We start from the raw sequence: 22888 nt of genomic DNA, 5'->3' as shown, positions 1-22888 counted from the left end.
GCAAGGATGGCAAGACTGGTCTTCGCAGGCGCGCTCGGCATCTTGCTCGCCGGGTGCGATCTGCCGCGCGACCCGGAAGGCACCGAAAGCCTTGTTCGCTCCCGCCAAACCATCCGGCTCGGCTGGGTCAGCGGTGCCCGGCCGGACCCCGCGGCACAGGCCACGCTGGCCAAGCTCTCCCGCAAGTTTGGCGCGCGCGTGGAGCGGCACGCAGGCGAGAGCGAGGCCCTGCTGAGCGAGCTGGAGGAGGGCCGGCTCGATCTGGTCTACGGCCACTTCGCCGAAAGCAGCCCCTGGGCTACGAAGGTCCACCTCGGCGAGGCCGAGGGGGCGAAGAAGAAGCCGCCGAAGGACCGGCACGCGCCCCGCTTCGCGATGCGCAACGGTGAGAACGGGTGGATCATGGCCGTTGCGCGCGCCGGTTCCGGGGCCGCTGAATGAGCGGCCTGCCCCAGCCCATCGTGCACGACATGCGCCGGGCCAAGCGCCTGGAGTGGCTGACGCTGTTCTGGATGAGCAGCGTCGTCGTGGTGATGTACCTCGCGATGGGTTCGAGCCAGGCGATGAAGACCGCCTTCCTCGAGGACATGCTCAGCCTGATCCCGGCAATCACCTTCCTGATCGCCGCGCGGCTGGAACCGAAGCGGCCATCGGAGAAGTACCCGTACGGCTTCGTGCGAGTGAACAGCCTCGCCTTCCTCGCCTCGGCCGTGGTGCTGACGGTCATGGGCGGCTTGCTGCTGTTCGAGGGCGTCATGGGCTTGGTCAAAGGCGAACACCCCACCATCGGCCCGATCACGCTGTTCGGACAGACCGTCTGGCTCGGCTGGGTGATGATCGCCGCGCTGACTTATTCGGTCATTCCGCCGGTGATCCTCGGCCGCCTGAAGAAGCCGGTCTCCCACCGCCTGCGCGACAAAGTGCTGCACACCGATGCGCTGATGCAGAAGGCGGACTGGATGACCGGCCTCGCGGGCATTGCCGGGATCCTCGGCGTCGGGCTCGGTTACTGGTGGGCGGACTCGGCGGCGGCGGCGTTCATCTCACTGTCGATCCTGTGGGACGGGCTGACCAACATGCGCACGGCATCGGCCGAATTGCTCGACGGCGCGCCCCGCGAACTGAAGGGCCCGGCGATTTCGCAGGAGGCGAAGCGATTGCACGAACGGCTGCAGAAGCGCTGGCCCGAGGCGACCGTGCGCCTGCGGGAGTCCGGGCGCTACATGATGGCCTCGGTCGAGGGCGTCGCCGATCCGGGCCCGCTTCCTTCGGCCGCCGAACTGATGGGCGGCGATCCCGCCTGGCGGCTCGGCCACCTGTCCTTCGTGCCGCCGAGCTCCCCGCCCGACGATCCGCCCGACTCCGGCTGAGTGCCGCGCTGCGCCTGAATGAGCGACGGACTGCACGGGTGTGCCAGCTCGTGGTTCGACAAGCTCACCACGTACGGAGGTAGTAGGTCAGAAGGTTAGCCATGCCCAGCACAACCCCGATCCGTTCGTCCTGAGCTTGTCGAAGGATGAACGGGCGCGACGTTTATGGTTCAGCGCGCGCCGGTACGCGGCGCGAGGAGGCGGTCGAGCGGCTGCTCGCCCGCTCCCACCGGCTCCAGCCAGGGATAGCGCAAGCCGCCATGATAGGCGATCGGCACGGTGAAGTAGCGATCGTCGCGGCGGACCAGCAGCTCGATCGGATCCTTGCCGCCTTTGGCTGCGGTGATCGCTTGCTTGAGCACCTCCGGGCTGTAAGCCTTGCCGTTCACGGCGGTGACCTGGGCGCCCGCAACCAGCCCCGCGTCGAAGGCAGGGCTGTCCCATTCCGTGCCGGTTATCTTGCCGTCCTTTTCGAGCGTGAACCCGAGCGAATAGCTGAAGCTGGTTGAAGTCCCATCCGCCTCGCGGCCGGCGGCGTATGGATTGGGCTCTTCCTTCCACACGAGGCGGTAGCCGGCCTTCTCGATCCCTGCGAGCGGCGCCGGGCGCCCGGGCAGGCGGAACCGTTCGTCCAGGAAGGTGGCCCAGTCGTAAGGATGGACGGCATTCAGCGTGGCGACGATATCCTCGAATGTGTAGGTGAGCTGCCCCAGGTCGCCGGGGTTCACGCCGAAGAAGGCCGCCGCGAAGTCGTCCAGCCCGCGCGCGCCGCCGGTGCCCTCGCGAATGATCTGGTCGGCTTCGAGCCAGACCAGCATGCCTTCGGAATAGTAGTCCTCGTTGCGGTTGAGCGAGCTGTAGGGCAGCGGCCGGCGGGCGTTGATGATCGGATCGTGCGTCGTGTCCTCCACCGAACGCCAGGCGCGGCCCGGCTGCCCGGCATAGTAGCCCGCCGAATTGGCCAGGGCCCCGAGCACGATCGCCTTGGGCTGCAGGCCCGATCGCGCCGCCAGGACCTGGCCCCAGAACTGCGTCTGCCCTTCGTACATCCACAGCAGGTTGTCCTGCATCGGCTGTCGGTAGTCCGGCGTCCACAAGCCGGCCGGCCGGCGGTACTTGCCGTTCCAGCTGTGGACCAGCTCGTGGGCGACGACGTTGCGGTCCCAGGCCATCTTGTCCCACTCGATCAACGTGGTGGGCTGGTACTGGTTCTCGCTCGATCGCTGGTGCTCCAGGCCGATGCCGCCGAGTTCGTCGGTCATCGCCAGCAGGAATTCGTAGCGGTCGAAATGGGGCGCGGCGAACAAGGCCAGCGACTCGTCGACGAGCTTCCTGAAGGTCGCTAGGTTCTCGGGCGCGAGCGCGAGATCCTTCGGCTCGTCGGCTACGGCATTGAGCTTCACATTGTGGCCGAGGTCCCAGACCTGCGAGTGCTTGCCGGCAAAGATCGGCGAATCCACCAGCGTCTCGTAGTCGACCGTCGCCCAGCTCACGGTGTTACCTCGCCGGCGCATCCCGTCGAGCGCGGCAAAAGCCTCCCAGCCCTCAGGAAACGTCACCGTCGGCGTGACCTTGATCTGCCGCACGTAGTGGCCTGCGGGATAGAGGCTCATCTTCTCCCACTGCAGGTTGAGCATTTCCTCGGTCATCGTCACGCGACCCTGGCCCGACTGCAGCGGCGAAGTATGGACGAAACGGGCGGTCACTTCCCTCGCCCCGGCGGGCAGGGGGATGTGGAAGGCGTGCACTTCGACCGGATCGCGCGTCCACCGCACGGGCTTGCCGTCCACCTCGAAGCGGATGTCGGCGATCAGGTTGATCGGCCCGCGCGGTGCGTGGTTGCCGGGCAGCCACTGCGGCAGTTGCAGGATCAGCTCGTTCTGTCCGGGTGGGACCGGCACTGTCTGCCTCACCCGGTAGATGCCGCGCACGACATCGCTGGCGTCGATCTCCAGCGCGATCGTTCCGGGGTAGGGCACGTCCTGCGGGCCCGGGATCGACGGGGAGATGGGCACTGCCAGCGGGGCGGACCGCACGGCGGTCTCGGCCAGGACAGCCGGCGAAGCGGTGAGGAGGAGGGCGGAAAGGAGCGGGGCGAGCGCGCGGCAGGTCTTCATATGCCTGTCATGGCTGCAACCGGTCACAACCGCAACCACCTGCGGCGGACGCATCTTTGCGAACGGCGGCAGACCGGCTAAGCGCGCCGGCCATGGCGAAAATCGAAACTCCCCGCCCGATCCGCGGCACGCAGGACATCTTCGGCCCGGAGGCCGAGACATTCGCGTATGTCGTCGAGACGTTCGAGCGCATTCGCAAGCTCTATCGGTTCCGCCGGATCGAGATGCCGGTATTCGAGAAGACCGAAGTGTTCAGCCGCTCGCTCGGCGAGACGACCGACGTCGTGGCGAAGGAGATGTACAGCTTCGAGGACCGCGGCGGGGAATCCCTGACCCTGCGGCCGGAGTTCACCGCCGGGATCGCCCGCGCCTATCTGACCGGCGGCTGGCAGCAGTACGCGCCGCTCAAGGTCGCCACGCACGGGCCGCTGTTCCGCTACGAGCGGCCGCAGAAGGGCCGCTACCGCCAGTTCCACCAGATCGACGCCGAGATCATCGGCGCGGCAGAGCCGCAGGCGGACGTCGAGCTGCTGGCGATGGCCGACCACTTGCTGAAGGAGCTGGGCATTGCCGCCGGCGTGACGCTGCAGCTCAACACGCTGGGCGACGCGGACAGCCGCGAAGCCTGGCGCGCGGCGCTGGTTTCCTACTTCCAGGCATTCCGCGCCGAACTGTCGGAGGAGAGCCAGGACCGGCTCGAGCGCAATCCGCTGCGCATCCTCGACAGCAAGGACCCGCGCGACAAGCCGTTCGTGGCCGACGCGCCGAAGATCGACGACTACCTGTCCGGCGAGGCGCAGGCCTATTTCAGCCAGGTCTGCGAAGGTCTGAAGGCCGCCGGCGTGGCCTGGACCCGCGCCCCGGCGCTGGTGCGCGGGCTGGACTATTACCGGCACACCGCCTTCGAGTTCGTGACCGACCGCCTCGGCGCGCAAGGGACGGTGCTAGGCGGCGGACGCTACGACGGGCTGATCGAGACGCTCGGCGGCGCGCATACCCCCGCCGTGGGCTGGGCCGCCGGGATCGAGCGGCTGGCGATGCTGGTCGACGGCACGGCGGAAGAACCGCTGGCGGTCGTGCTGGTGGTCGAGGACGACGCGCGCATCAACGAAGCGATCGCGGCCCAGCAGGCGCTGCGCCGCGAGGGCATATCGGCCGAGCTGATCGCCACGGGATCACCGCGCAAGCGGTACGACAAGGCCGTGAAGCGGGCCCCCGGGGCGATCGTCAGTCTGCAGCATGACGGGGGGCACCGGCTCAGCGGGGATGACGAGACGGATCCGCGAATTTCGCAGATCCTGGCGCTGTACAGATGAGCTCCCAGGTCCTCGCTACCATCGCACCTTTCCTCGTCACCCCCGCGAAAGCGGGGGCCCCGCTTTTTCTGCGGCGTCGTGAAGGTAGCGGGGTCCCCGCTTTCGCGGGGATGACGACGGTGGGTTTTAGGATGTTGGGCGTGAAGGGATCGGCCTCATGACCATCGCCGAGGACCGGCTCGCCCAGATCGGCCATCGCTTCGCCGAGCTCGAGGCGCGAATGGCTTCGGGCACGCTCGATGGCGAGGCGTTCGTGCAGGCGAGCCGCGACTATGCCGAGCTGGAGCCGGTGGCGAAAGCGGCGGCGGAAGTGCGCGCGATCCGCGCCGAGATCGCCGAGCTGGCCGCGCTCACCGCCGACCCGGAAATGCGCGCGCTGGCCGACGAGGAGCTCGCCGAGCTGCGCAAGAAGCTGCCGGAGGCCGAGCACCGCCTCGCCATCGCCATGCTGCCGCGCGATTCGGCGGATGCGCGCCCGGCGATGCTGGAAATCCGCGCCGGCACCGGGGGGGACGAGGCGGCGCTGTTCGCCGCCGACTTGTTCCGGATGTACGAGCGCTATGCCGCCGGGCAGGGCTGGAAGGTCGAGACGATCAGCATGAACGCCTCCGACATCGGCGGCTTCAAGGAAGTGGTCGCCCATGTCTCCGGCACCGGGGTGTTCGCCAAGCTCAAGTTCGAGAGCGGGGTCCACCGCGTCCAGCGCGTGCCGGTGACCGAAAGCGGCGGGCGCATCCACACTTCGGCGGCGACTGTGGCGGTCCTTCCGGAACCGACCGAAGTCGACGTGCAGATCGAGGACAAGGACCTCAAGATCGACATCTACCGCGCGAGCGGCGCCGGCGGGCAGCACGTCAACACGACCGATTCCGCGGTGCGCCTCACCCACTTGCCTACCGGCCTCGTCGTCATCCAGCAGGACGAGCGCAGCCAGCACAAGAACCGCGCCAAGGCGATGCAGGTCCTGCGCACGCGGATCTACGATCTGAAGCGGGCCGAGGCCCACGGGGCGGAGGCGGAGGCGCGCAAGGCCATGGTCGGGTCGGGCGACCGATCGGAGCGCATCCGCACCTACAATTTCCCGCAGGGCCGGGTGACCGACCACCGCATCGGGCTGACCCTGCACAAGCTGCCCGAGGTGCTAGAGGGACAAGGGCTCGCCGAACTGATCGATGCGCTCATCGCCGAGGACGAGGCCAAGCGCCTCGCCGCGATGGGTGGCTAGGGCCCCCTCCTCTTCAGAGGAGGGGGTTGGGGGTGGTGGAGGCGCCCGCGTCCGTCCAGGCCAGCACCACCCCCCGGCCCCCTCCTCTGAAGAGGAGGGGGAGACTGTCGCCGAAGCGCTGCGCGAGGCTGCACGGCGGCTGGGGACGGTGACGGATACCGCCCGGCTCGATGCGGAGCTGCTGATGGCGGCAACGCTCGGCGTGTCGCGCTCGGACCTGCTGCTGTGGCGGATGCGCGATCCGGTTCCGGAGGCTTTCGCGGCGCTGGTCAAGCGGCGGCTGGCGCACGAGCCGGTGGCGCAGATCCTCGGCCGCAAGGAGTTCTACGGGCGCGAGTTCCGCGTGACCCGCGACGTGCTGATCCCGCGGGCGGACAGCGAGACGACGGTAGCGGCGGCAATCGAGGCCTGTCCGGCGGGCGGCCGCATCCTCGATTGCGGAACCGGCTCCGGCGCGCTGCTGCTGACGCTGCTGGCGGAGCTGCCGCAAGCGAGCGGCGTGGGGATCGACCGCTCCCCGGCCGCGCTCGCGGTGGCGGCGGACAATGCCGGGCGGCTCGGGCTGTCCGGCCGCGCCGAGCTGCGGCTGGGCGACTGGCATCGGCCCGATTGGCGCGATGCGCTGGGCACGTTCGCTTGCGTGATCGCCAACCCGCCCTATGTCGAGGATGACGCCGAGCTGGCCCTGTCGGTGAGCGAATACGAGCCGGCGGAGGCGCTCTTCGCCGGGCCGGACGGGCTCGACGATTACCAGGTGCTGATCCCGCAACTGCCTGCCCTGCTCGCGCCCGGCGGCTGCGCCGTGCTCGAGATCGGTGCGACGCAGGCGGGCCCGGTTCGCGAGATTGCAGCCGGCGCGGGCTTCCTTGCCGATGTGCGCCGCGACCTGGGCGGGCGCGACCGGGCGGTTATCTTGCGATTAGGGCTTGGCAAGTAGGATATGAGTAGCTACCTCTAGAGCCAGACCAGCGGCAAATGGGCCCTTTCGCCCGGGCCGGGTCTAACTCCGTCATTCGCGTAAAGTGCAGCCACAGGAGCGCTGCCGAACGTGCAGAGGGGTGGGGACCACGCAGCGCCCAGAGGCGCCGTGGCCAGGGGTCATGACCGGTCAGGAGTGGATCTGGCGGTCGCAAGCAAGGAAGCGATTTCCCTTGAATAACAACAGAAATACCAACCGCCGGCGTGGCCGCAACAACAATCGCGGCCCGGGTGGCGGCAACCAGGGCAACCGGATCGACAGCCGGGCGCGCGGCAACGCGCCCCAGATGCTGGAGAAGTACAAGAAGATGGCGCACGACGCGTCGCTGAACGGCGACCGCGTGCAGACCGAATACTACCTGCAGTTCGCCGACCATTACTTCCGCGTCATCGCCGACATGAAGACGCAGCGCGACGATCAGCAGCCGCGCGGCCGCCGCGACGATCGCGAGCAGGACGATTACGGCGACGACGAGAACGACGGCGAGGAAACGTTCGGCCAGCGCCAGCCCAGCCGCGCCCCGCGCCGCGAAGAGCGAGACGAGAGCGACGGCGGCCGTAGCAACGAAGGCAATCGCGGCAACGAGGGCAATCGCAGCAGCGAAGGCAACCGGGCGAACGAAGGCAATCGTGCAAGCGAGGGCGAGGACGTCTCGGCCGACGAAGAGGAAAACCCCTTCGTCCGCGAGAGCAAGCCGCGCCGCCCGCGCCGCACCCCTCGCGCCAGCGACACGGCCGAAGCTCCCATGAAGGACGCGAAGCCCGCCAAGGCCGCCCGCACCGCTCCGAGAGCCCAGGCCGAGCTGGGGCTCGATCCCGCCAGCCTGCCGCCGGCAATCGGCGCCGAGGAAGAAAAGCCGCGTCCGCGCCGCCGCACGCGCCGCACTCCCGAAGCGGACGGCGGTGACGAGACTCTCGAAGCCGTAGGCTGACGGCAAAGCCCAGCGATGGCACTGCGACGCGGCACTGCCCGGGTGGCATGCGGGGCTGTCCGATGACGCGCATCGAGCGCGCGATCGAGGCGGTTCTCGCGCATCCGCGCATCGTGGCCCTGCTTCTCGGCGTGGTTGCCGCGACGGGGTTTCGACCGCTCTCCCTGTGGCCGCTCGCCTTGCTGGCGATGGGCGGCTTGCTGATCCTTATCGCCCGCGCGCCCGACTGGCGCCGTGCCGCCCTGCTCGGCTGGATCTTCGGCGTCGGTCATTTCACCTTCGGCAACAGCTGGATCGCCACGGCTTTCACCTACCAGGCGAACATGCCCGCGGTGCTCGGCTGGATCGCCGTGCCGCTCCTCTCGCTCTACCTCGCTGTCTACCCCGCGCTCGCCTCGGCTGGCAGCAAGCTGATCGGTGGACGCGGCAGTCGAACAGCCTTGCTGCTCGCTTTTGCCGGCTGCTGGATCGTTGCCGAATGGCTGCGCAGCTGGGTGTTCACCGGCTATGCCTGGAACCCCTTCGGGATAGTCCTGCTCGGTCCGTTCGACCGGCCCGGCCTTGCCGCGCTGGCGCCCTGGATGGGCACTTACGCGCTTTCCGGCATCGCCGTCCTGATCGGCAGCGGCCTCGTGCTCGCGCTGAGCGAGCGGCGCTGGGTCGCCGCCGGTGCGGCCTCCCTGCTGCTCATGCTCGGCATGTATCTCCCGGTCGGCGAGGGAGCACAGGGCACCCTGCCCTTCACCCTCGTCCAGCCGGACGTGCGGCAGGAGCAACTCGACGAACCGCGGCTCTACGAAGCGAACTTCCAGAAGACCGCAGCGCTTTCGCGGCCTGAGGGGCCAAGCGCCCGCCGGCTTGTCCTGTGGCCCGAATCCGGGCTGCCCGACTATCTCCGCGAAGGCTACCCGCAGCGCTACTACCTCTCCACGACCGCGTTCGGCGATCCCGCGCTTGCCCGGCGCAGGATCGGCCAGGTGATCGGCGAAGGCGGCCTGCTGCTGACCGGGGCGGTCGATCTGGAGATCGAGGGCGGCCGTGCCGTTGGCGCCTACAATGCCGTTACGGCGGTTGCCGCGGATGGCGCGATCGTGGGCGGCTACCGCAAGGCGCATCTCGTGCCCTACGGCGAGTACCTGGCGCTGCGCTGGCTGTTCGAGCCGCTCGGCCTCACGCGCCTGGTCCCCGGTGCGTTCGACTTCATTCCCGGGCCGGGCCCGCGTACGCTGGATTCCGGCGCCTGGGGGCAGGCGGGGGTGCAGATCTGCTACGAGATCATCTTTTCCGGCCAGGTCGTCGATCCCGACAAGCGGCCGGACTATATCTTCAACCCTTCGAACGACGGCTGGTTCGGCGCTTTCGGGCCGCCACAGCACTTGGCCCAGGCGCGGCTGCGGTCGATCGAGGAAGCCTTGCCGGTGCTGCGCGCCACGACCACCGGGATCAGCGCCGTGATCGACTCCCGCGGGGTCGTGCGGTCGCACGTGCCGATGCGCCGGGCGGACAGGATCGACGGCCATGTGCCCCCGCCAGGCGCGCCGACGCTGTTCTCCCGCCTCGGCAACATCCTGCCGCTTGCCTGGGCACTGGCATTTCTTGCCGCGAGCCGCGTTGTCTTCCGCAGGCGTCGCGATTAGACCCCCCAACCGAGGGCCCGTCCGGGCTGCGACTATCTGAGAGGACCCAGCCAGCAATGCGCAACAGCTATCTGTTCACGTCGGAAAGCGTATCCGAAGGCCACCCGGACAAGGTTTCCGACCAGATTTCCGACGCGATCGTCGATCTGTTCCTGGCCAAGGACCCGGAAGCGCGTGTTGCCTGCGAGACCCTGACGACGACCCAGCGCGTGGTGCTGGCGGGCGAGATCCGCTGCAAGGGCGTTTACGAGAACGATGAATGGGCGCCAGGCGCGCTCGAGGAGATCGAGCGGACGGTGCGCGGTGTGGTCCGGGATATCGGCTACGAGCAGGACGGATTCCACTGGGAAACGCTTACCTTCGAGAACCACCTGCACGGCCAGAGCGCACACATCGCGCAAGGCGTCGATGCCGCTGACGACAAGGACGAAGGCGCCGGCGACCAGGGCATCATGTTCGGCTTCGCCTGCGACGAGACGCCGGACCTGATGCCGGCGACGCTCGATTACAGCCACAAGATCCTCCACCGCATGGCCGCCGACCGCAAGAGCGGCGCGGCGCCGTTCCTCGAGCCCGACGCGAAGAGTCAGGTCTCCCTGCGCTTCGCCAACGGCAAGCCGGTGGCGGCGACCGCGGTGGTCGTCTCGACCCAGCACGCCAAGGGCTATGACCAGGGCGAGAAGGAAGCGGAGCTGAAGGCGTACGTGAAAAAAGTCGTCGCCGACGTGCTTCCGGCCGACTTGCTGAGTGACGAGACCGTGTACCACATCAACCCGACCGGCAGCTTCGAGATCGGCGGGCCCGACGGCGACGCCGGTCTGACGGGACGCAAGATCATCGTCGACACCTACGGCGGCGCAGCCCCGCATGGCGGCGGCGCGTTCAGCGGCAAGGACCCGACCAAGGTTGACCGCTCCGCCGCCTACATCACGCGCTACCTGGCCAAGAACATCGTCGCCGCGGGCCTCGCCCGCCGCTGCACGATCCAGCTCGCCTATGCAATCGGGGTCAGCGAGCCGCTGTCGCTCTATGTCGACACCCACGGCACCGGCACGGTCGAGGACCCGACGCTCGAGGAAGCGATCAAGTCGATCGGCAAGCTCGGCGGCCTGACCCCGCGCGGCATCCGCGAGCACCTGAAGCTCAACAAGCCGATCTACCGCCGCAGCGCCGCCTACGGCCACTTCGGCCGCCAGGCGGAAGGCGACTTCTTCCCTTGGGAGAAGACCGACCTGGTCGAGGATCTCAAGGCCGCCGTTCGATAGGGCTTATCGGCGCGCCTTTCCCGTTCGTGGTGAGCTTGCCGAACCACGAACGGAGCGCCGCGCCTCTGTCCCTCGACAGGCTCAGGACGAACGGGTGAGTGTGGTACCTCCTTGTATGGGGGTCAGGCGTAGGGCGCCTCATCGTCGCGCGGCGGGATCGCTCCCGGCCGCATGACGGTCCAGCCAGCTAGCGCGTGGGCGCGGCGGGCGGCTTCCTCCGGTGAGGCGGCGCCCAGGCGCGCGGCGAGGTAGCCGGCGGAGAACGCGTCGCCGGCGCCGCTGCTGTCCACGGGTTCGAGGAGGCTCGGCGGGGGGACGACGTTTCCATCCGGCAGGCGGCAGCCTTCGCTGCCGAGCTTGACCACGGCTTCGCCGCAGCCCGCTCGCTGCCAGTGTGCGGCGACCGCGCCGACGGCGTCCGCGCCCGCCAGCGCGCGCTCGTCGTCGATCGTGGGCAGGCCGAAGTCTGCTTCGGCGGCCGCCCGGTCTCGCCAGGTGCGGGCTGCTTCGACGCTCTCCCACAGGGCGGGCCGGTAGTTGCCGTCGAACGCGACTTTGCCGCCGCGCCGGCGCACCTCGCGGGCGAGATCGACCAGTCTCTTACGACCGTGCTCCGGCAGGATGGCGAGGGAGATCAGCGAATAGACCAGCGCGTCCGCCTGGGCCGCTTGCGCCAGCGCGTCGTCGATCTGCGGGTGGTCGAACAGCTCCCGCGCCGCGCTGGCGGAACGCCAGTAGTGGAAATGCCGCTCGCCGCGCTCGTCGATGGAGATGGCGTAGAGCCCGGTCGTCCGGCTGTCGCTTTCGAGCAAAAGCGAAGGATCGAGGCCTTCGCGTTCCCAGTCGGCCCCCATGCGGGGCGCGAACGGATCGTTCCCGAGCACTGTCAGGTAGGCCACGTCGAAGCCGAAGCGGGCGAGGTGCAGCGCCTGGTTGAGCGTGTCGCCGCCGTAGCCGACCTCCCAGCCCTCGCCGCGCGGAGAAAGCTCGACCATCGCCTCGCCGACACAGACGATCCGCGGGCGCCGACGGGTCATCTCACCAGTTCCACAAGGTTCCGTCTTCCAGGCGGGCGATCGGCAGGCAGGCCGGGTCGTAAGGGTACTTCGCTGCCAGATCCTCGTCGATCGTCACGCCGTGCCCCGGCGTCTCGCCGCAGATCAGGTGCCCGTCCTCGAACCGGTAGTCGTGCGGGAAGACGGCGTCGGTCTCCTGGGTGTGGCGCATGTACTCCTGGATGCCGAAGTTCGGCACCCAGGTGTCGAAGTGCAGCGCCGCGCCCATGCATACCGGGCTGAGGTCGGTGGCGCCGTGGCTGCCGGTGCGCACCTGGTAGAGCGCGGCGAGATCGGCGATGCGCCGCAAGTGCGTGATCCCGCCGGCGTGGACCACCGTGGTGCGGATATAGTCGATCAGCTGCTCTTCGATCAGCTGCTTGCAGTCCCAGATGGTGTTGAACACCTCGCCGACAGCGAGCGGCGTGGTCGTGTGCCGGCGGATGTGGCGGAAGGCTTCCTGGTTCTCAGCCGGCGTGGCGTCCTCGATCCAGAACAGGCGGTAAGGCTCCAGCGACTTGCCGAGCTGCGCCGCCTCGTTGGGCGTCAGGCGGTGGTGGACGTCGTGCAGCAGGTGGTGCTCGAAGCCGTAAGTGTCGCGTAGTTTCTCGAAGAGCTTGGGCGCGAAGTTCAGGTACTTCTGCGTGTCCCAGACGGTCTCGGTCGGCAGCCGGGCGTCGGCGGGCTCGTAATGCAGCTCCCCGCGGCCGACGCCGTAGGCCTTGTCGATCCCGGGAATGCCGCTTTGCGCGCGGATCGCCTTGTAGCCCAGGTCGATGTAGCGGCCGACGGCCTCGACTGTCTGCTCGAGATCGGCACCGTTGGCATGGCCGTAGACCAGCACGCGGTCGCGGCTCCTGCCTCCGAGCAGCTGGTAGAGCGGCATTCCGGCCAGCTTGGCCTTGATGTCCCACAGCGCCGTGTCGACCGCGGCGATCGCGGTCATCGTCACCGGCCCGCGCCGCCAGTAGGCGCCGCGGTAGAGGTACTGCCAGATGTCCTCGATCCGCTGCGGATCGCGCCCGATGAGGCAGGGGATGAGGTGGTCCGATAGGTAGGAGGCGACAGCCAGCTCGCGCCCGTTCAGCGTGGCGTCGCCGATCCCTGTGACCCCCTGGTCGGTCTCGATCAGCAGGGTGACGAAATTGCGCCCCGGGCAGGTGACGATCACCCGTGCCGAAGTGATCTTCATGCCGCGCACTCCTTCCGGACGCGCGCGCAAATTGGGCCAGGGTCAGCCAGGGGACGAGCTGATGAGGTACGGTCGGGCATGAAAACCCGAACCGCGCGCCCGGCGATTGTTTCCCGCCGTGGCGCAGCTACTCCCGAAGCGCAGCGGCTTCGCGCGCGCCGTGCATCCGGACCATGTCCGGCCCCACGTGGCGCGCGGCGAGCAGGTAGTGCGCGCCGGCCCAGACATAAACCAGGCCCGAGATCGCCATCGCCACGGCCAGCCCGTCCGCCGGGCCATGCGACAGCGCCATGCGATCGCTGAGCAGCCCGATCAGGAACGGTCCGAGCGCGCTGGCGATGCCATAGACCACGTTGAGCACGGCGAAGGCGGTGGCACGCATGCGCGGGTGCATCAGGTTCTGGAGCGCCGCGTAAGTGATCCCGAGATAGCCGAAGTTGAGGAAGGTCGCGACGCTCACCAGCCCCAGCAGCAGGCCCAGGCTCTCGCGGGTGATGGCGAAGGCGTAGATCGGCCCGCCGACGATCAGGCAGATGCCCGGGACCAGCGCGTAGGCGGCCGGGTTCTTCGCGCCAAGCTTGTCCCCCAGCCAGCCGCTGCCGATCACGGAGATAGCCGCGGGGAGGCTGGCGATCAGGCCCGAGTAGAGCCCCGCCTCCGCCAGGCCCACCTCGAACCGGCGGATCATCAGCGAGGTGAAGAAGTAGTTGAGCCCGAAGCCGAGCATCGCCGCCAGGGCTGAACCGATCACCAGGTTGCGCCCGCTGCGCAGGACGAACAGGCGCCGCAGCACGTCGCTCATCGGCGGAACCTCGTCCCCGGCGCCGGCATCGTGCTGCCCGCGCTTCGGCTCCGCCACGAACAGCCAGGCAATCACGCCGAGCACCACGCCGGGCACGGCGGCGATCAGGAAGGTGAAGCGCCAGTCGAACTCCTGGGCGATCCAGCCGCCGCCGACGAAGCCGATGAACGCCCCCACCGGCGGTGCCAGCATCAGGACGGAGATCGCCAGGCCGCGCCGGTTCGGCGGGAAGTAGTCCGAGATGACAGACTGGTTGCTCGGCAGCCCGATCGCTTCCCCCAGCCCCACGCCCATGCGGGCGACGAGCAATTGCACCCAGGTCGCCGCCGCGCCGCAAGCCGCCGTCGCCGCCGACCACAGCAGGGTGCCGAGCGAGATCAGCGTCAGCCGCCGCGCCCGTTCGGCATAACGCGCGATGACCAGGCCCACGCCGATGTTGAGCACGGTGAACGCGGCCCCCATCAGCGAGACTTGCGCGTCGCTAAGGGCGAACTCGCCCTTGATCGGCTCGACCAGCACGTTGACCACGATTCGGTCGATAAAGCCGACCGTGCTGATCGCCATCAGCACGACCAGCGCCAGCCACGGCGATGTGCGACGTGTTGTCATTCCTGTCCTCTCCCGTGCTCCCGAGGAGCTTCAGTCAGGACTGGTAATGCGCCGCGGTCTTCTCCGCCACCTGTTCCGCGGTCACGCCGGGAGCGAGCTCCACCAGCTGGAACGGGCTGTCGTGATCGGGCCGGCGGAAAACGCACAGATCGGTGACGATCATGTCGACCACGTTCTTGCCCGTCAGCGGCAGCTTGCATTCGCGGAGGAACTTGGGCGAGCCGTCCTTCGAGACATGCTCCATCACAACGATGATCTTCTTGACCCCGGCGACGAGGTCCATCGCCCCGCCCATGCCCTTGATCAGCTTGCCCGGGATCATCCAGTTGGCGATGTCGCCGGTCTCGGAGACTTCCATGGCGCCGAGCACGGTCAGGTCGATGTGCCCGCCGCGAATCATGGCGAAGCTTTGCGCGCTGTCGAAATAGGCGCTGTGCGGCAGCTCGCTGATGGTCTGCTTGCCGGCGTTGATCAGGTCGGGATCGACTTCGTCCGGGTATGGGAACGGGCCGATGCCGAGCATCCCGTTCTCGCTCTGCAGCGTGACCTGCATCCCCGCCGGGATATGGTTCGCCACCAGCGTGGGGATGCCGATGCCGAGGTTGACGTAGTAGCCGTCCTGCAGTTCCTGCGCCGCGCGGGCGGCCATCTGGTTCCGATCCCAGGCCATTATGCCGCCTCCCTCTCGCGCGTGGTCGTGAACTCGATCTTCTTCTCGTAGGGCGCGCCGACGATCATGCGCTGGACGTAGACCCCGGGCAGGTGGATGCAGTCGGGATCGAGCGATCCCGCGGGTACCACCTCCTCCACTTCCACGACGCAGACTTTGCCGCAGGTGGCGGCCGGCAGGTTGAAGTTGCGGGCGGTCTTGCGGAACACCAGGTTGCCTGTCTCGTCCGCCTTCCAGGCCTTCACGATGCTGAGATCGGCGAAGATGCCGCGCTCGAGGATATAGTCCTCGCCGCCGAACTCCTTCACTTCCTTGCCTTCGGCGACGAGAGTGCCGACGCCGGTCTTGGTGTAGAAGCCGGGGATCCCCGCCCCACCGGCGCGCATCCGTTCGGCCAAGGTGCCTTGGGGGCAGAACTCCACCTCGAGCTCTCCTGCGAGGTACTGGCGCTCGAACTCCTTGTTCTCGCCGACGTAAGAGCTGATCATCTTCCGCACCTGCTTCGTGCGCAGCAGCTTGCCGATGCCTTCGTTGTCGATCCCGGCGTTGTTGCTGGCGAAGGTCAGGTCCCTCACCCCACTCGCCTGGATCGCGCCCAACAGGCGCTCGGGAATGCCGCACAGGCCGAAGCCGCCGGCGGCGATCAGCATGCCGTCGAACAGCACTCCGTCGAGAGCGGCGGCGGCATCGGCGTAGAGCTTCTTCATCGGTCCTCCTTGGCCGCCGTGGCGGCCGCAATTGCGCTCTGCCGTTCTAGGAAGGGCAGCGCATGGCACAAGCCGCTTTTCGCTTATGCGAAAAACCCGAGCAGCCACAGACGTGCTGCAGCGCAGCATCGCAGGTGCATCATAGTCTCGGCAGATGCGAAGAATGCTACTGATTCGGCGCAATCGACTGCTTCAGACGCTAACTGTTGCGCATTTCGCAACAACTGGTGCCCTTTTCGCACTTGCGAACAGTGAGCACCTGCAGCATATGGAGCGGGCCTTTCAGGCATCCTCTCCCAAAACTTCCAAGCCCGGCCGGCAACGGCCGGGTTTTTTTTGCTCTGCGCGGGATACGCCGTGATCGCGCGGGCATTGTCCTTGGGAGGGCGGCACCGGGGTTTGCAATCGGCAGACCCCGTCCCTAGCTGTGCCGGACACATCAACACTCAGGGAGCAAGCGGACCTATGGCGGATGCGGATGCGGCGAAAGTCGAAAAGGGCACCGCGAGGCTGCAGGTAGCCGCTGCTCGCCAGGAGGAAAGCGGCCAGGGCGTGGCCCGGATGCCGCGTTCGGCCTTCCAGGCGCTCGGCATCACCGAGGGCGATTTCGTCGAGATCGAAGGCAAGCGCATCACTGCCGCAGTCGCCGTGCTCGGCTACCCCGAAGACGAAGCCCTCGCGGTCGTGCGGCTCGACGGGCTGCAGCGCGCCAACGCGGGGACATCCTCGGGCGAGCACGTGACGATCCGCCGCGCCGAGACCAAGGCCGCCACGCGCGTTGTCTTCGCCCCGGCTCAGCGCGAGATGCGCCTGCAGGGTCCGACCGAAGCGCTGAAGCGGGTGTTCTTCGAAAAGCCGCTGACCGCCGGCGACCTCGTCGCCACGCACGGGCAGCAGCCGGTGCAGAACGTGCCGCCGGAAGTGCGGCGCATGTTCAACGCGCCGGCCTATGCCCTTACGCAGATCCGCCTCCAGGTCGTGACTACGGTGCCCAAAGGCGTCGTCCACATCGACGAGAACACCGAAGTGGAGCTGCGCGCCGAGTTCGAGGAGCCGCGCGACGGCCGCGGCGTGATCAACTACGACGACGTCGGCGGGATGGAAGAGACCATCAAGGCGCTGCGCGAGATGGTCGAGCTGCCGCTCCGCTATCCCGAGCTGTTCACCCGCCTCGGCGTCGATCCGCCCAAAGGCGTGCTGCTGCACGGCCCGCCCGGCACCGGCAAGACCCGCCTGGCGCAGGCCGTGGCGAACGAGAGCGACGCCGAGTTCTTCACCATCAACGGCCCCGAGATCATGGGCTCCGCCTATGGCGAGAGCGAGAAGCGCCTGCGCGAGGTGTTCGAGCAGGCCGAGCGTGCCGCCCCGGCGATCGTCTTCATCGACGAGATCGATTCGATCGCGCCCAAGCGGGGGCAAGTTTCGGGCGAGGCCGAAAAGCGCCTCGTGGCGCAGCTGCTGACGCTGATGGACGGGCTGCAGGCGCGCTCCAACCTCGTGGTGATCGCCGCGACCAACCGGCCTGAGGCGATCGACGAAGCGCTCCGCCGGCCGGGCCGGTTCGACCGCGAGATTATCATCGGCGTGCCGGACGAGCAGGGCCGGCGCGAGATCCTCGGCATTCACACCCGCGGCATGCCGCTGGGCGAAGGCGTCGATCTCAACGAGCTGGCCCGCAGCACCCACGGCTTCGTCGGCGCCGACATCGCCGCGCTGGCGCGCGAGGCGGCGATCGAGGCCGTCCGCCGGATCATGCCGCGGCTCGATCTCGATGCGCGCACGATCCCGCCGGAGGTGCTCCAGGACCTGCAGGTCGAGAAATCCGACTTCCGCGAAGCGCTCAAGCGGGTGCAGCCCAGCGCCATGCGCGAAGTCATGGTCCAGGCGCCGACGGTCGGCTGGGCCGACATCGGCGGGGTCGACGAGGCCGAGAAGCTTCTGCGCGAAGGCGTGGAGCTGCCGCTCAAGAACCCGCAGGCGTTCGACCGGCTCGGCATCCGCCCGGCCAAGGGCTTCCTGCTCTACGGCCCGCCCGGCACCGGCAAGACGCTGCTCGCCAAGGCCGTCGCCAAGGAGGCCGAGGCGAACTTCATCTCGATGAAAAGCTCCGACCTGCTGTCCAAGTGGTACGGGGAAAGCGAGCAGCAGATCAGCCGCATGTTCGCCCGCGCCCGCCAGGTGGCGCCGTGCGTGATCTTCATCGACGAGATCGACAGCCTCGTGCCCGCGCGCGGCAGCAGCGGCAACGAGCCGCAAGTGACCGCGCGGGTGGTCAACACGATCCTGGCCGAGATGGACGGGATGGAGGAGCTGAACTCGATCGTCGTGATCGGCGCCACCAACCGCCCGGCGCTGGTCGATCCGGCGCTGCTCCGCCCCGGCCGCTTCGACGAGCTGGTCTATGTCGGACCGCCCGACCAGTCCGGGCGCGAGCTGATCCTGAAGATCCACACCCGCAAGATGCCGCTGGCGGCGGACGTCGATCTGGCGGCCCTCGCCGCCGAGACGCACCGCTACACCGGCGCGGATCTCGAGGACGTCGTCCGCCGTGCGGGCCTCGTCGCCATTCGCCGCTCGGCCGAGATGGCGGACACGGTCACCGCGGCCGATTTCGCCGAAGCCCTGACGGACAGCCGCCCTACGGTGACGGAAGAGATGGAAGCCGAATACGCCAAGATGAAGGGCGAACTGAAGCGACGGGCAATGGCGGTCAACCCGATCGGCTTCGTCCACGAAGGCATGGTGGAATCGACCCGCGAACGAAAGCACGAGTGAGGTCCCTTAGCCCCCTCCTCTTCAGAGGAGGGGGTTGGGGGTGGTGGAGGTGCTGCGCAACCTCGCCTCGGCCAACCCGATCCCCGGCTCGCCTGCCCGCCTCATACGGCTCCGGGCCGCTGCCGGCGTGGTGCGCTTCACATAGCTCCACAGGCCGCATTGCAGCCCGATGAGCATGAAGATGAACGGCTGATACCCAATGCCGACGAACAGGGCGCCGACCAGGTAGACGGCCTGCGCCTGCTGCAGGGCGGTTGCCAGGCCCCATTGCCAGCTGCTTTCGCCTGCCTCGCTCTTGCGGAAGCGCCAGCGCAGCCGTTCCATATGCCACAGGCCGAGCGCCTGCAGCCAGAACCACAGGACCAGGCCGGGCCAGCCCTGCTCGCCGAGCAGTTCGAAGTAGGAAGAGTGGTAGGCCCTGCCGCGGTCGGTCACTTCGGCGTAGACGACGCGCTGGTTCGGCGGTTCGCCCTCCAGCTTGCGGGTCTGGTAAGTGAAGCTGTTGCCGAGGTAGGCGTCGAACCCGCCGCCGAGCGGGTTGCGCTGGGCGTATTCGAGCGTCCACTTCCACACCTGCACGCGAGTCGAAGCAGATTCGTCGCCCTGGTGCTCGGTAATCGTGCTCATTCGTTCCACGAAGCTCTGCGGCAGGAAGGGAAGCGAGGCGAGCAGCGCCACGCCCGCCAGTCCGGCATAGACGAACCGGTACCTCACCGAACGCAGCATCAGCACGGCGAGAAACGCGGCGCAGACGAGGCCCGTGCGGGCGGCAGTGCCGACCGGGATCAGCAGGGCGGCGAAGACGAACCCAGCGGTGAAGGTCCACACGCGCCAATCGGGCTTGAAGACCGTCCCGTGCCGCGCGAGCCACAGCGCCAGCGGAATGGTGGCGATGGCCGCGGTCGACAGGATCGAGCCTTCGTAGAGCCCCGCGTTCTCGCGTACCAGCAGGCTCAGGGTGCCGTAGCCGCCGCCGCCGAGCGCGGTCTTGATCCCGCCGTTGATGACGATCGTGGCGATCGCCAGGACCATGATCAGCGCCGCCGCCTCCAGCCGCAGCCTGGTTCGCAGCGTCAGCGGCAGGAACATCGCGAAGAACAAGGCCTTCCACACCCAATCCCACTTGACCATCGCCTCGATCGGGTAGTCGGCGGACGCTGTGGTATAGCCGCAGTAAGCCAGCAGCAGGGCGATCAGGCCCTGGCGCAGGGTGAATCGGCTGCCTTCCTTATGGTCGAGCATCAGCCAGCCGGCGAACGCCAGAACGAAGGCGATCAGCGACAGCGGCAGGGCGGTGATCGGGCCCCAGCCGATCTTCTGCGGCGCGACGATGTCGATGTAGATATAGGCCAGCACCCAGATGAATGGGCGCTTCAGGCCGAGCGCGAGGAAAAAGCCGACAAAGGCGATCAGGACGAGGTCGATCATCGGTCCGTATCGTCCTCGGGAGCGGCGCCGCTGTCCGTCCCCTTGACCCAAGGCCGCCGCCGCGCCGGCGCGGTGCCGGCATCGCGATCGAGATCGTCCCGCCAGAGCAGGCGCCACAGCGCCAAGGCGATCAGCCCGCTTGTCAGCGCCAGGGTGAGATAATCGATCAAAGTCCGCTCCAGAGGCGCCGGTCCGCCCCTACTAGCCCGCTCCGGTTGACGGGCCGTTAAGCTTGTCGTGACACCAAGCCTGCATGACCCGGGTCCTCCACATTCTCGATCACTCGCTGCCGCTGCACAGCGGCTACACCTTCCGCACGCGCGCCATTCTCCGCGCGCAGCAGGCCGATGGGCTCGAGGTCCGGGCCGTCACCGGGCAACGGCACAGCGCAGACGGGCCGGAGGTCGAGACCATCGAGGACATGACCTTCCACCGTACGCCCGGTGCGGCGAGTGGCCCGGCGGGCTTGCGCGAATGGCGCGAGGTGAACGCCCTCGCCGAGGCAGTCGTCGCCACCGCGCGCGTCTGGCGGCCCGATGTGCTCCACGCCCACTCGCCGGCCTTGTGCGGCCTCGCCGGGCTCAAGGCGGCGCGGACCCTCGGGGTCCCGCTGGTCTACGAGATCCGCGCGTTCTGGGAGGACGCCGCCGTCGGCAACGGCGCCACGCACGAAGGCTCGCTTCGGTACCGGATCACGCGCGCGCTCGAAAACCGCGCCGTGGCCGGGGCGGACTCGGTGATGACGATCTGCCGGGGCTTGCGGGAGGATCTGATCGCCCGCGGCGTGCGTCCGGACAAGATCGGCGTGATGCCCAACGGCGTGGACCTGGGGCTGTTCGGCACCCCGCTCCCACGCGACGCGGCGCTGGCCGGCGAACTGGCGCTCGGCGATGGCCCGGTGATCGGGTTCATCGGCAGCTTCTACGACTACGAAGGCCTGGACGACCTGATCGCGGCGATGCCGCAGCTGATCGCGGAGCAGCCCGGCGCGCGCCTGCTTCTGGTCGGCGGCGGCCCGATGGAGCAGGCTCTGCGGGTGCAGGCCGAAGCCTCGCCGGCCGCTTTCGCCATCCACTTCGCCGGCCGCGTGCCGCACCACGAGGTGGAGCGGTACTATTCGCTGTGTTCGGTCATGGCCTACCCGCGCAAGCGCAGCCGCCTGACGGACCTGGTCACGCCGCTCAAGCCGCTCGAGGCGATGGCGCAAGGGCGGATCGTCGCCGCCTCGGATGTCGGGGGGCATCGGGAGCTGATCCGCGACGGGGTGACCGGGGCGTTGTTTCCGGCCGACGATCCGCCGGCCTGCGCCAGGGCCCTGGCCGCGCTGCTCTCGCAGGCGGAAGCATGGCCGCGGATACGCGCCGCGGCCCGCGCGCATGTCGCCGAACATCACGACTGGGCCCGCAACGTCCGCCGTTATCGGGACGTTTACGAAGGCTTGCTAGCCCCGGCGGCGGATGCCGGGGCCCGCACCGCCGCTCGATAGGGCAGCGGCGGGCCGGCGCAGCAGTGGAAGGCAGAAGTGGTAGAACCGGACTCTCCAGGACAAGCGGACAAGGCGCCGATCAGCACGCATCCGGCGTTCCCGGCCATCGTGGCGCTGTGGTTCGCCTGCCTGCTCGGACTCGGCAGCCTGGTGCTGCCGGCAGCCCTGGTCGATCGGCTTGTCGCGCTGACCGGCATCGCCGCTCTCGTGCCGGCGGCCGAACCGCCGCTCGGCTCCACCGCCCGTACCCTGATCGCCCTGGCGGCAGCCATGGCCGGCGCCGCGGCCGGCCTGCTGCTCGCGCGCCAGGTTGCGCGCTCGCAGGAGCCGGGCGCCAGAGTGCGCGCCACTGACCGCACCGAAGCCCGCGAATGCCGCCCGATCGCGGCGCACGCCGAATTGGGCGAGGAAGGCTTCGAATGGCTCGACTTCATCTCCGAGCACGGCTCCCCCATCATCGGCCAGTCGCACCGGAGCAGTCCCGAGATTGTCGTCACGCGGGCCGAAATGCGCAACGGCGAGAACTCGGCGCCGAGCGGTGAACGAGACCCGGACCTGGACGACTGGTGGCGAGCCGGGCCCGATCTGCCGCATGCCGATACGCAAGCGGACATCGCCGAGGATGAACCCGAGCCTCTCGGCGATCTCGGCGAACGTGCCGACGATCTTCGCCGACATGGCGACGACTCCGCCATGTTCGACACCCCGGTCCATTGGTTCTCCATTGCCGAGGGCGAGCGCGGCGAAGCTGCCCCTCGCCTGCCGCTCGACGCCAGCCCGCTCGAGGAGCTTGGGCTGGTGCAGCTCGCGGGACGGCTCGGCGCCGCAATAGAGAGGCGGCGAACGCTCGAGGCTTCCGGACCTGCACCGGCGCCCGGGCCCGCCCCCTTCCTATCGGCGGAGTTCGAAGCCGCCGAACCGGAGGACGCCGCCCGTGCGATCGCCAGCTTCTTCGGATCGCAGGACAAGCTCGCCAGCGACGCCGAGCCAGCGATGAAGAATCCCTTTAGCGGCCACGAGGAATTCGTGCGCCGCCCGGATCGGGAGACGGATAGCGACCATGTCGAGCCGGTCGTCAGCTTTCCGTTCGGAGCCCTGCCGGCGGCTCATGTGAGGCCGTCCGCGGCCCCTCGGAACCGCGAAACCGGCGCCGTCATTGCCCCCACGTGCCCCTCCGAAGAGGCCGGAATTCCGGCGAATTCCACGCATCCTTCCAGCGCACCGCCCAATCGCACGCGCAACGGGCAGGACTTGCGCGCAGCACTCGCCGCACTACAAAGAATCAGCGGCGCCGCCTGACTCCTGCAGTCGCCGATCGGCGCCT

At 68.5% G+C, this 22888-nt stretch carries 19 protein-coding genes; 11 read left to right on the top strand and 8 right to left on the bottom strand.

Going from position 1 to position 22888, the window contains the following annotated elements; all coding sequences use genetic code 11:
• Positions 1–6: 6 nt before the first annotated feature.
• Together GRI75_RS01875 and GRI75_RS01870 are read left to right on the top strand one after the other, a co-directional pair.
• Positions 7–441, top strand: a complete 435-nt coding sequence (locus tag GRI75_RS01875; RefSeq protein ID WP_160745231.1) for a hypothetical protein — start codon at positions 7–9, stop codon at positions 439–441.
• Positions 438–1370: a cation diffusion facilitator family transporter gene (locus tag GRI75_RS01870; protein ID WP_160745230.1), complete on the top strand. Its 933-nt coding sequence runs from the start codon at positions 438–440 to the stop codon at positions 1368–1370. The genes GRI75_RS01875 and GRI75_RS01870 overlap by 4 nt, the downstream gene beginning before the upstream one ends.
• A gap of 170 nt (positions 1371–1540) precedes the next feature.
• Here GRI75_RS01870 and GRI75_RS01865 read toward each other — a convergent pair whose 3' ends face one another.
• On the bottom strand, positions 1541–3487 hold the full coding sequence (locus GRI75_RS01865; RefSeq protein ID WP_160745229.1) for a M61 family metallopeptidase: 1947 nt from the start codon (positions 3485–3487) through the stop codon (positions 1541–1543).
• A 92-nt stretch (positions 3488–3579) separates the two neighbouring features.
• On the opposite strand from GRI75_RS01865, the gene hisS reads away from it, so the two are divergent.
• The 6 genes from hisS (at position 3580) to metK (ending at position 10840) form a co-directional block, all read left to right on the top strand.
• Positions 3580–4803, top strand: coding sequence for a histidine--tRNA ligase (gene hisS / locus GRI75_RS01860; protein ID WP_160745228.1), 1224 nt, complete (start codon positions 3580–3582; stop codon positions 4801–4803).
• Between the two features lie 157 nt (positions 4804–4960).
• Complete coding sequence (prfA, locus tag GRI75_RS01855; protein WP_160745227.1) at positions 4961–6028, top strand: peptide chain release factor 1; 1068 nt, start codon at positions 4961–4963, stop codon at positions 6026–6028.
• 118 nt (positions 6029–6146) lie between these two features.
• Positions 6147–6965 (top strand): peptide chain release factor N(5)-glutamine methyltransferase, encoded by an 819-nt coding sequence (gene prmC, locus GRI75_RS01850; protein ID WP_268891487.1) that lies wholly within the window; start codon positions 6147–6149, stop codon positions 6963–6965.
• A 214-nt stretch (positions 6966–7179) separates the two neighbouring features.
• Positions 7180–7938, top strand: coding sequence for a DUF4167 domain-containing protein (locus GRI75_RS01845; protein ID WP_160745225.1), 759 nt, complete (start codon positions 7180–7182; stop codon positions 7936–7938).
• 62 nt (positions 7939–8000) lie between these two features.
• Positions 8001–9575 (top strand): apolipoprotein N-acyltransferase, encoded by a 1575-nt coding sequence (gene lnt, locus GRI75_RS01840; protein ID WP_160745224.1) that lies wholly within the window; start codon positions 8001–8003, stop codon positions 9573–9575.
• Positions 9576–9631: 56 nt separating this feature from the next.
• Positions 9632–10840, top strand: coding sequence for a methionine adenosyltransferase (gene metK, locus GRI75_RS01835; protein WP_160745223.1), 1209 nt, complete (start codon positions 9632–9634; stop codon positions 10838–10840).
• A gap of 122 nt (positions 10841–10962) precedes the next feature.
• Here the strand turns inward: metK and GRI75_RS01830 are convergent, their stop codons facing one another.
• The 5 genes from GRI75_RS01830 to GRI75_RS01810 all read right to left on the bottom strand — a co-directional run bounded on the left by GRI75_RS01830 (position 10963) and on the right by GRI75_RS01810 (position 15875).
• A complete protein-coding gene (locus tag GRI75_RS01830; RefSeq protein WP_160745222.1) occupies positions 10963–11877 on the bottom strand; it encodes a sugar kinase in 915 nt (304 codons plus the stop codon).
• Position 11878: 1 nt separating this feature from the next.
• Positions 11879–13087 carry a D-mannonate dehydratase ManD gene (gene manD / locus GRI75_RS01825; RefSeq protein WP_160745221.1) on the bottom strand — a complete coding sequence of 403 codons (1209 nt, stop codon included), beginning with the start codon at positions 13085–13087 and terminating at the stop codon, positions 11879–11881.
• Positions 13088–13214: 127 nt separating this feature from the next.
• Entirely contained in the window at positions 13215–14498 is a 1284-nt protein-coding gene (locus GRI75_RS01820) for a spinster family MFS transporter (protein WP_160745220.1), read from the bottom strand.
• Positions 14499–14532: 34 nt separating this feature from the next.
• Positions 14533–15168 (bottom strand): CoA transferase subunit B, encoded by a 636-nt coding sequence (locus GRI75_RS01815; RefSeq protein ID WP_160745219.1) that lies wholly within the window; start codon positions 15166–15168, stop codon positions 14533–14535.
• A complete protein-coding gene (locus tag GRI75_RS01810) occupies positions 15168–15875 on the bottom strand; it encodes a CoA transferase subunit A (RefSeq protein ID WP_160745218.1) in 708 nt (235 codons plus the stop codon). Before GRI75_RS01810 ends, GRI75_RS01815 begins: the two co-directional genes overlap by 1 nt.
• 465 nt (positions 15876–16340) lie before the next feature.
• Here GRI75_RS01810 and GRI75_RS01805 point away from each other — a divergent pair, with 465 nt between their 5' ends.
• Positions 16341–18650, top strand: a complete 2310-nt coding sequence (locus GRI75_RS01805) for a CDC48 family AAA ATPase (protein WP_160745217.1) — start codon at positions 16341–16343, stop codon at positions 18648–18650.
• A 21-nt stretch (positions 18651–18671) separates the two neighbouring features.
• Here the strand turns inward: GRI75_RS01805 and GRI75_RS01800 are convergent, their stop codons facing one another.
• Both GRI75_RS01800 and GRI75_RS14400 read right to left on the bottom strand, forming a co-directional pair.
• Positions 18672–20078, bottom strand: a complete 1407-nt coding sequence (locus GRI75_RS01800) for a DUF5935 domain-containing protein (protein ID WP_160745216.1) — start codon at positions 20076–20078, stop codon at positions 18672–18674.
• Positions 20075–20248: a hypothetical protein gene (locus GRI75_RS14400; RefSeq protein WP_202389527.1), complete on the bottom strand. Its 174-nt coding sequence runs from the start codon at positions 20246–20248 to the stop codon at positions 20075–20077. The genes GRI75_RS01800 and GRI75_RS14400 overlap by 4 nt, the downstream gene beginning before the upstream one ends.
• Before the next feature lie 83 nt (positions 20249–20331).
• Between GRI75_RS14400 and GRI75_RS01795 the strand changes: the two genes are divergently transcribed.
• Both GRI75_RS01795 and GRI75_RS01790 read left to right on the top strand, forming a co-directional pair.
• Positions 20332–21564: a TIGR04063 family PEP-CTERM/XrtA system glycosyltransferase gene (locus tag GRI75_RS01795; protein ID WP_160745215.1), complete on the top strand. Its 1233-nt coding sequence runs from the start codon at positions 20332–20334 to the stop codon at positions 21562–21564.
• Between the two features lie 36 nt (positions 21565–21600).
• On the top strand, positions 21601–22863 hold the full coding sequence (locus GRI75_RS01790; protein WP_160745214.1) for a hypothetical protein: 1263 nt from the start codon (positions 21601–21603) through the stop codon (positions 22861–22863).
• The last annotated feature ends 25 nt before the right edge of the window (positions 22864–22888 follow it).

Source organism: Croceibacterium soli (assembly GCF_009828065.1).
Taxonomy (GTDB): Bacteria; Pseudomonadota; Alphaproteobacteria; order Sphingomonadales; family Sphingomonadaceae; genus Croceibacterium_B; species Croceibacterium_B soli.
The sequence above is the reverse complement of the archived record's forward strand: the minus strand, read 5'-3'. Positions and strand labels throughout refer to the sequence as shown.

Bases quoted from the DNA above. Each gene is read 5' to 3' on its own strand.
- GRI75_RS01875 (WP_160745231.1), top strand. From the start codon at position 7: ATGGCAAGACTGGTCTTCGCAGGCGCGCTCGGCATCTTGCTCGCCGGG.
- GRI75_RS01870 (WP_160745230.1), top strand. From the start codon at position 438: ATGAGCGGCCTGCCCCAGCCCATCGTGCACGACATGCGCCGGGCCAAG.
- GRI75_RS01865 (WP_160745229.1), bottom strand. From the start codon at position 3,487: ATGAAGACCTGCCGCGCGCTCGCCCCGCTCCTTTCCGCCCTCCTCCTC.
- hisS (WP_160745228.1), top strand. From the start codon at position 3,580: ATGGCGAAAATCGAAACTCCCCGCCCGATCCGCGGCACGCAGGACATC.
- prfA (WP_160745227.1), top strand. From the start codon at position 4,961: ATGACCATCGCCGAGGACCGGCTCGCCCAGATCGGCCATCGCTTCGCC.
- lnt (WP_160745224.1), top strand. From the start codon at position 8,001: ATGACGCGCATCGAGCGCGCGATCGAGGCGGTTCTCGCGCATCCGCGC.
- metK (WP_160745223.1), top strand. From the start codon at position 9,632: ATGCGCAACAGCTATCTGTTCACGTCGGAAAGCGTATCCGAAGGCCAC.
- GRI75_RS01830 (WP_160745222.1), bottom strand. From the start codon at position 11,877: ATGACCCGTCGGCGCCCGCGGATCGTCTGTGTCGGCGAGGCGATGGTC.
- manD (WP_160745221.1), bottom strand. From the start codon at position 13,087: ATGAAGATCACTTCGGCACGGGTGATCGTCACCTGCCCGGGGCGCAAT.
- GRI75_RS01820 (WP_160745220.1), bottom strand. From the start codon at position 14,498: ATGACAACACGTCGCACATCGCCGTGGCTGGCGCTGGTCGTGCTGATG.
- GRI75_RS01815 (WP_160745219.1), bottom strand. From the start codon at position 15,168: ATGGCCTGGGATCGGAACCAGATGGCCGCCCGCGCGGCGCAGGAACTG.
- GRI75_RS01810 (WP_160745218.1), bottom strand. From the start codon at position 15,875: ATGAAGAAGCTCTACGCCGATGCCGCCGCCGCTCTCGACGGAGTGCTG.
- GRI75_RS01805 (WP_160745217.1), top strand. From the start codon at position 16,341: ATGGCGGATGCGGATGCGGCGAAAGTCGAAAAGGGCACCGCGAGGCTG.
- GRI75_RS01800 (WP_160745216.1), bottom strand. From the start codon at position 20,078: ATGATCGACCTCGTCCTGATCGCCTTTGTCGGCTTTTTCCTCGCGCTC.
- GRI75_RS01795 (WP_160745215.1), top strand. From the start codon at position 20,332: ATGACCCGGGTCCTCCACATTCTCGATCACTCGCTGCCGCTGCACAGC.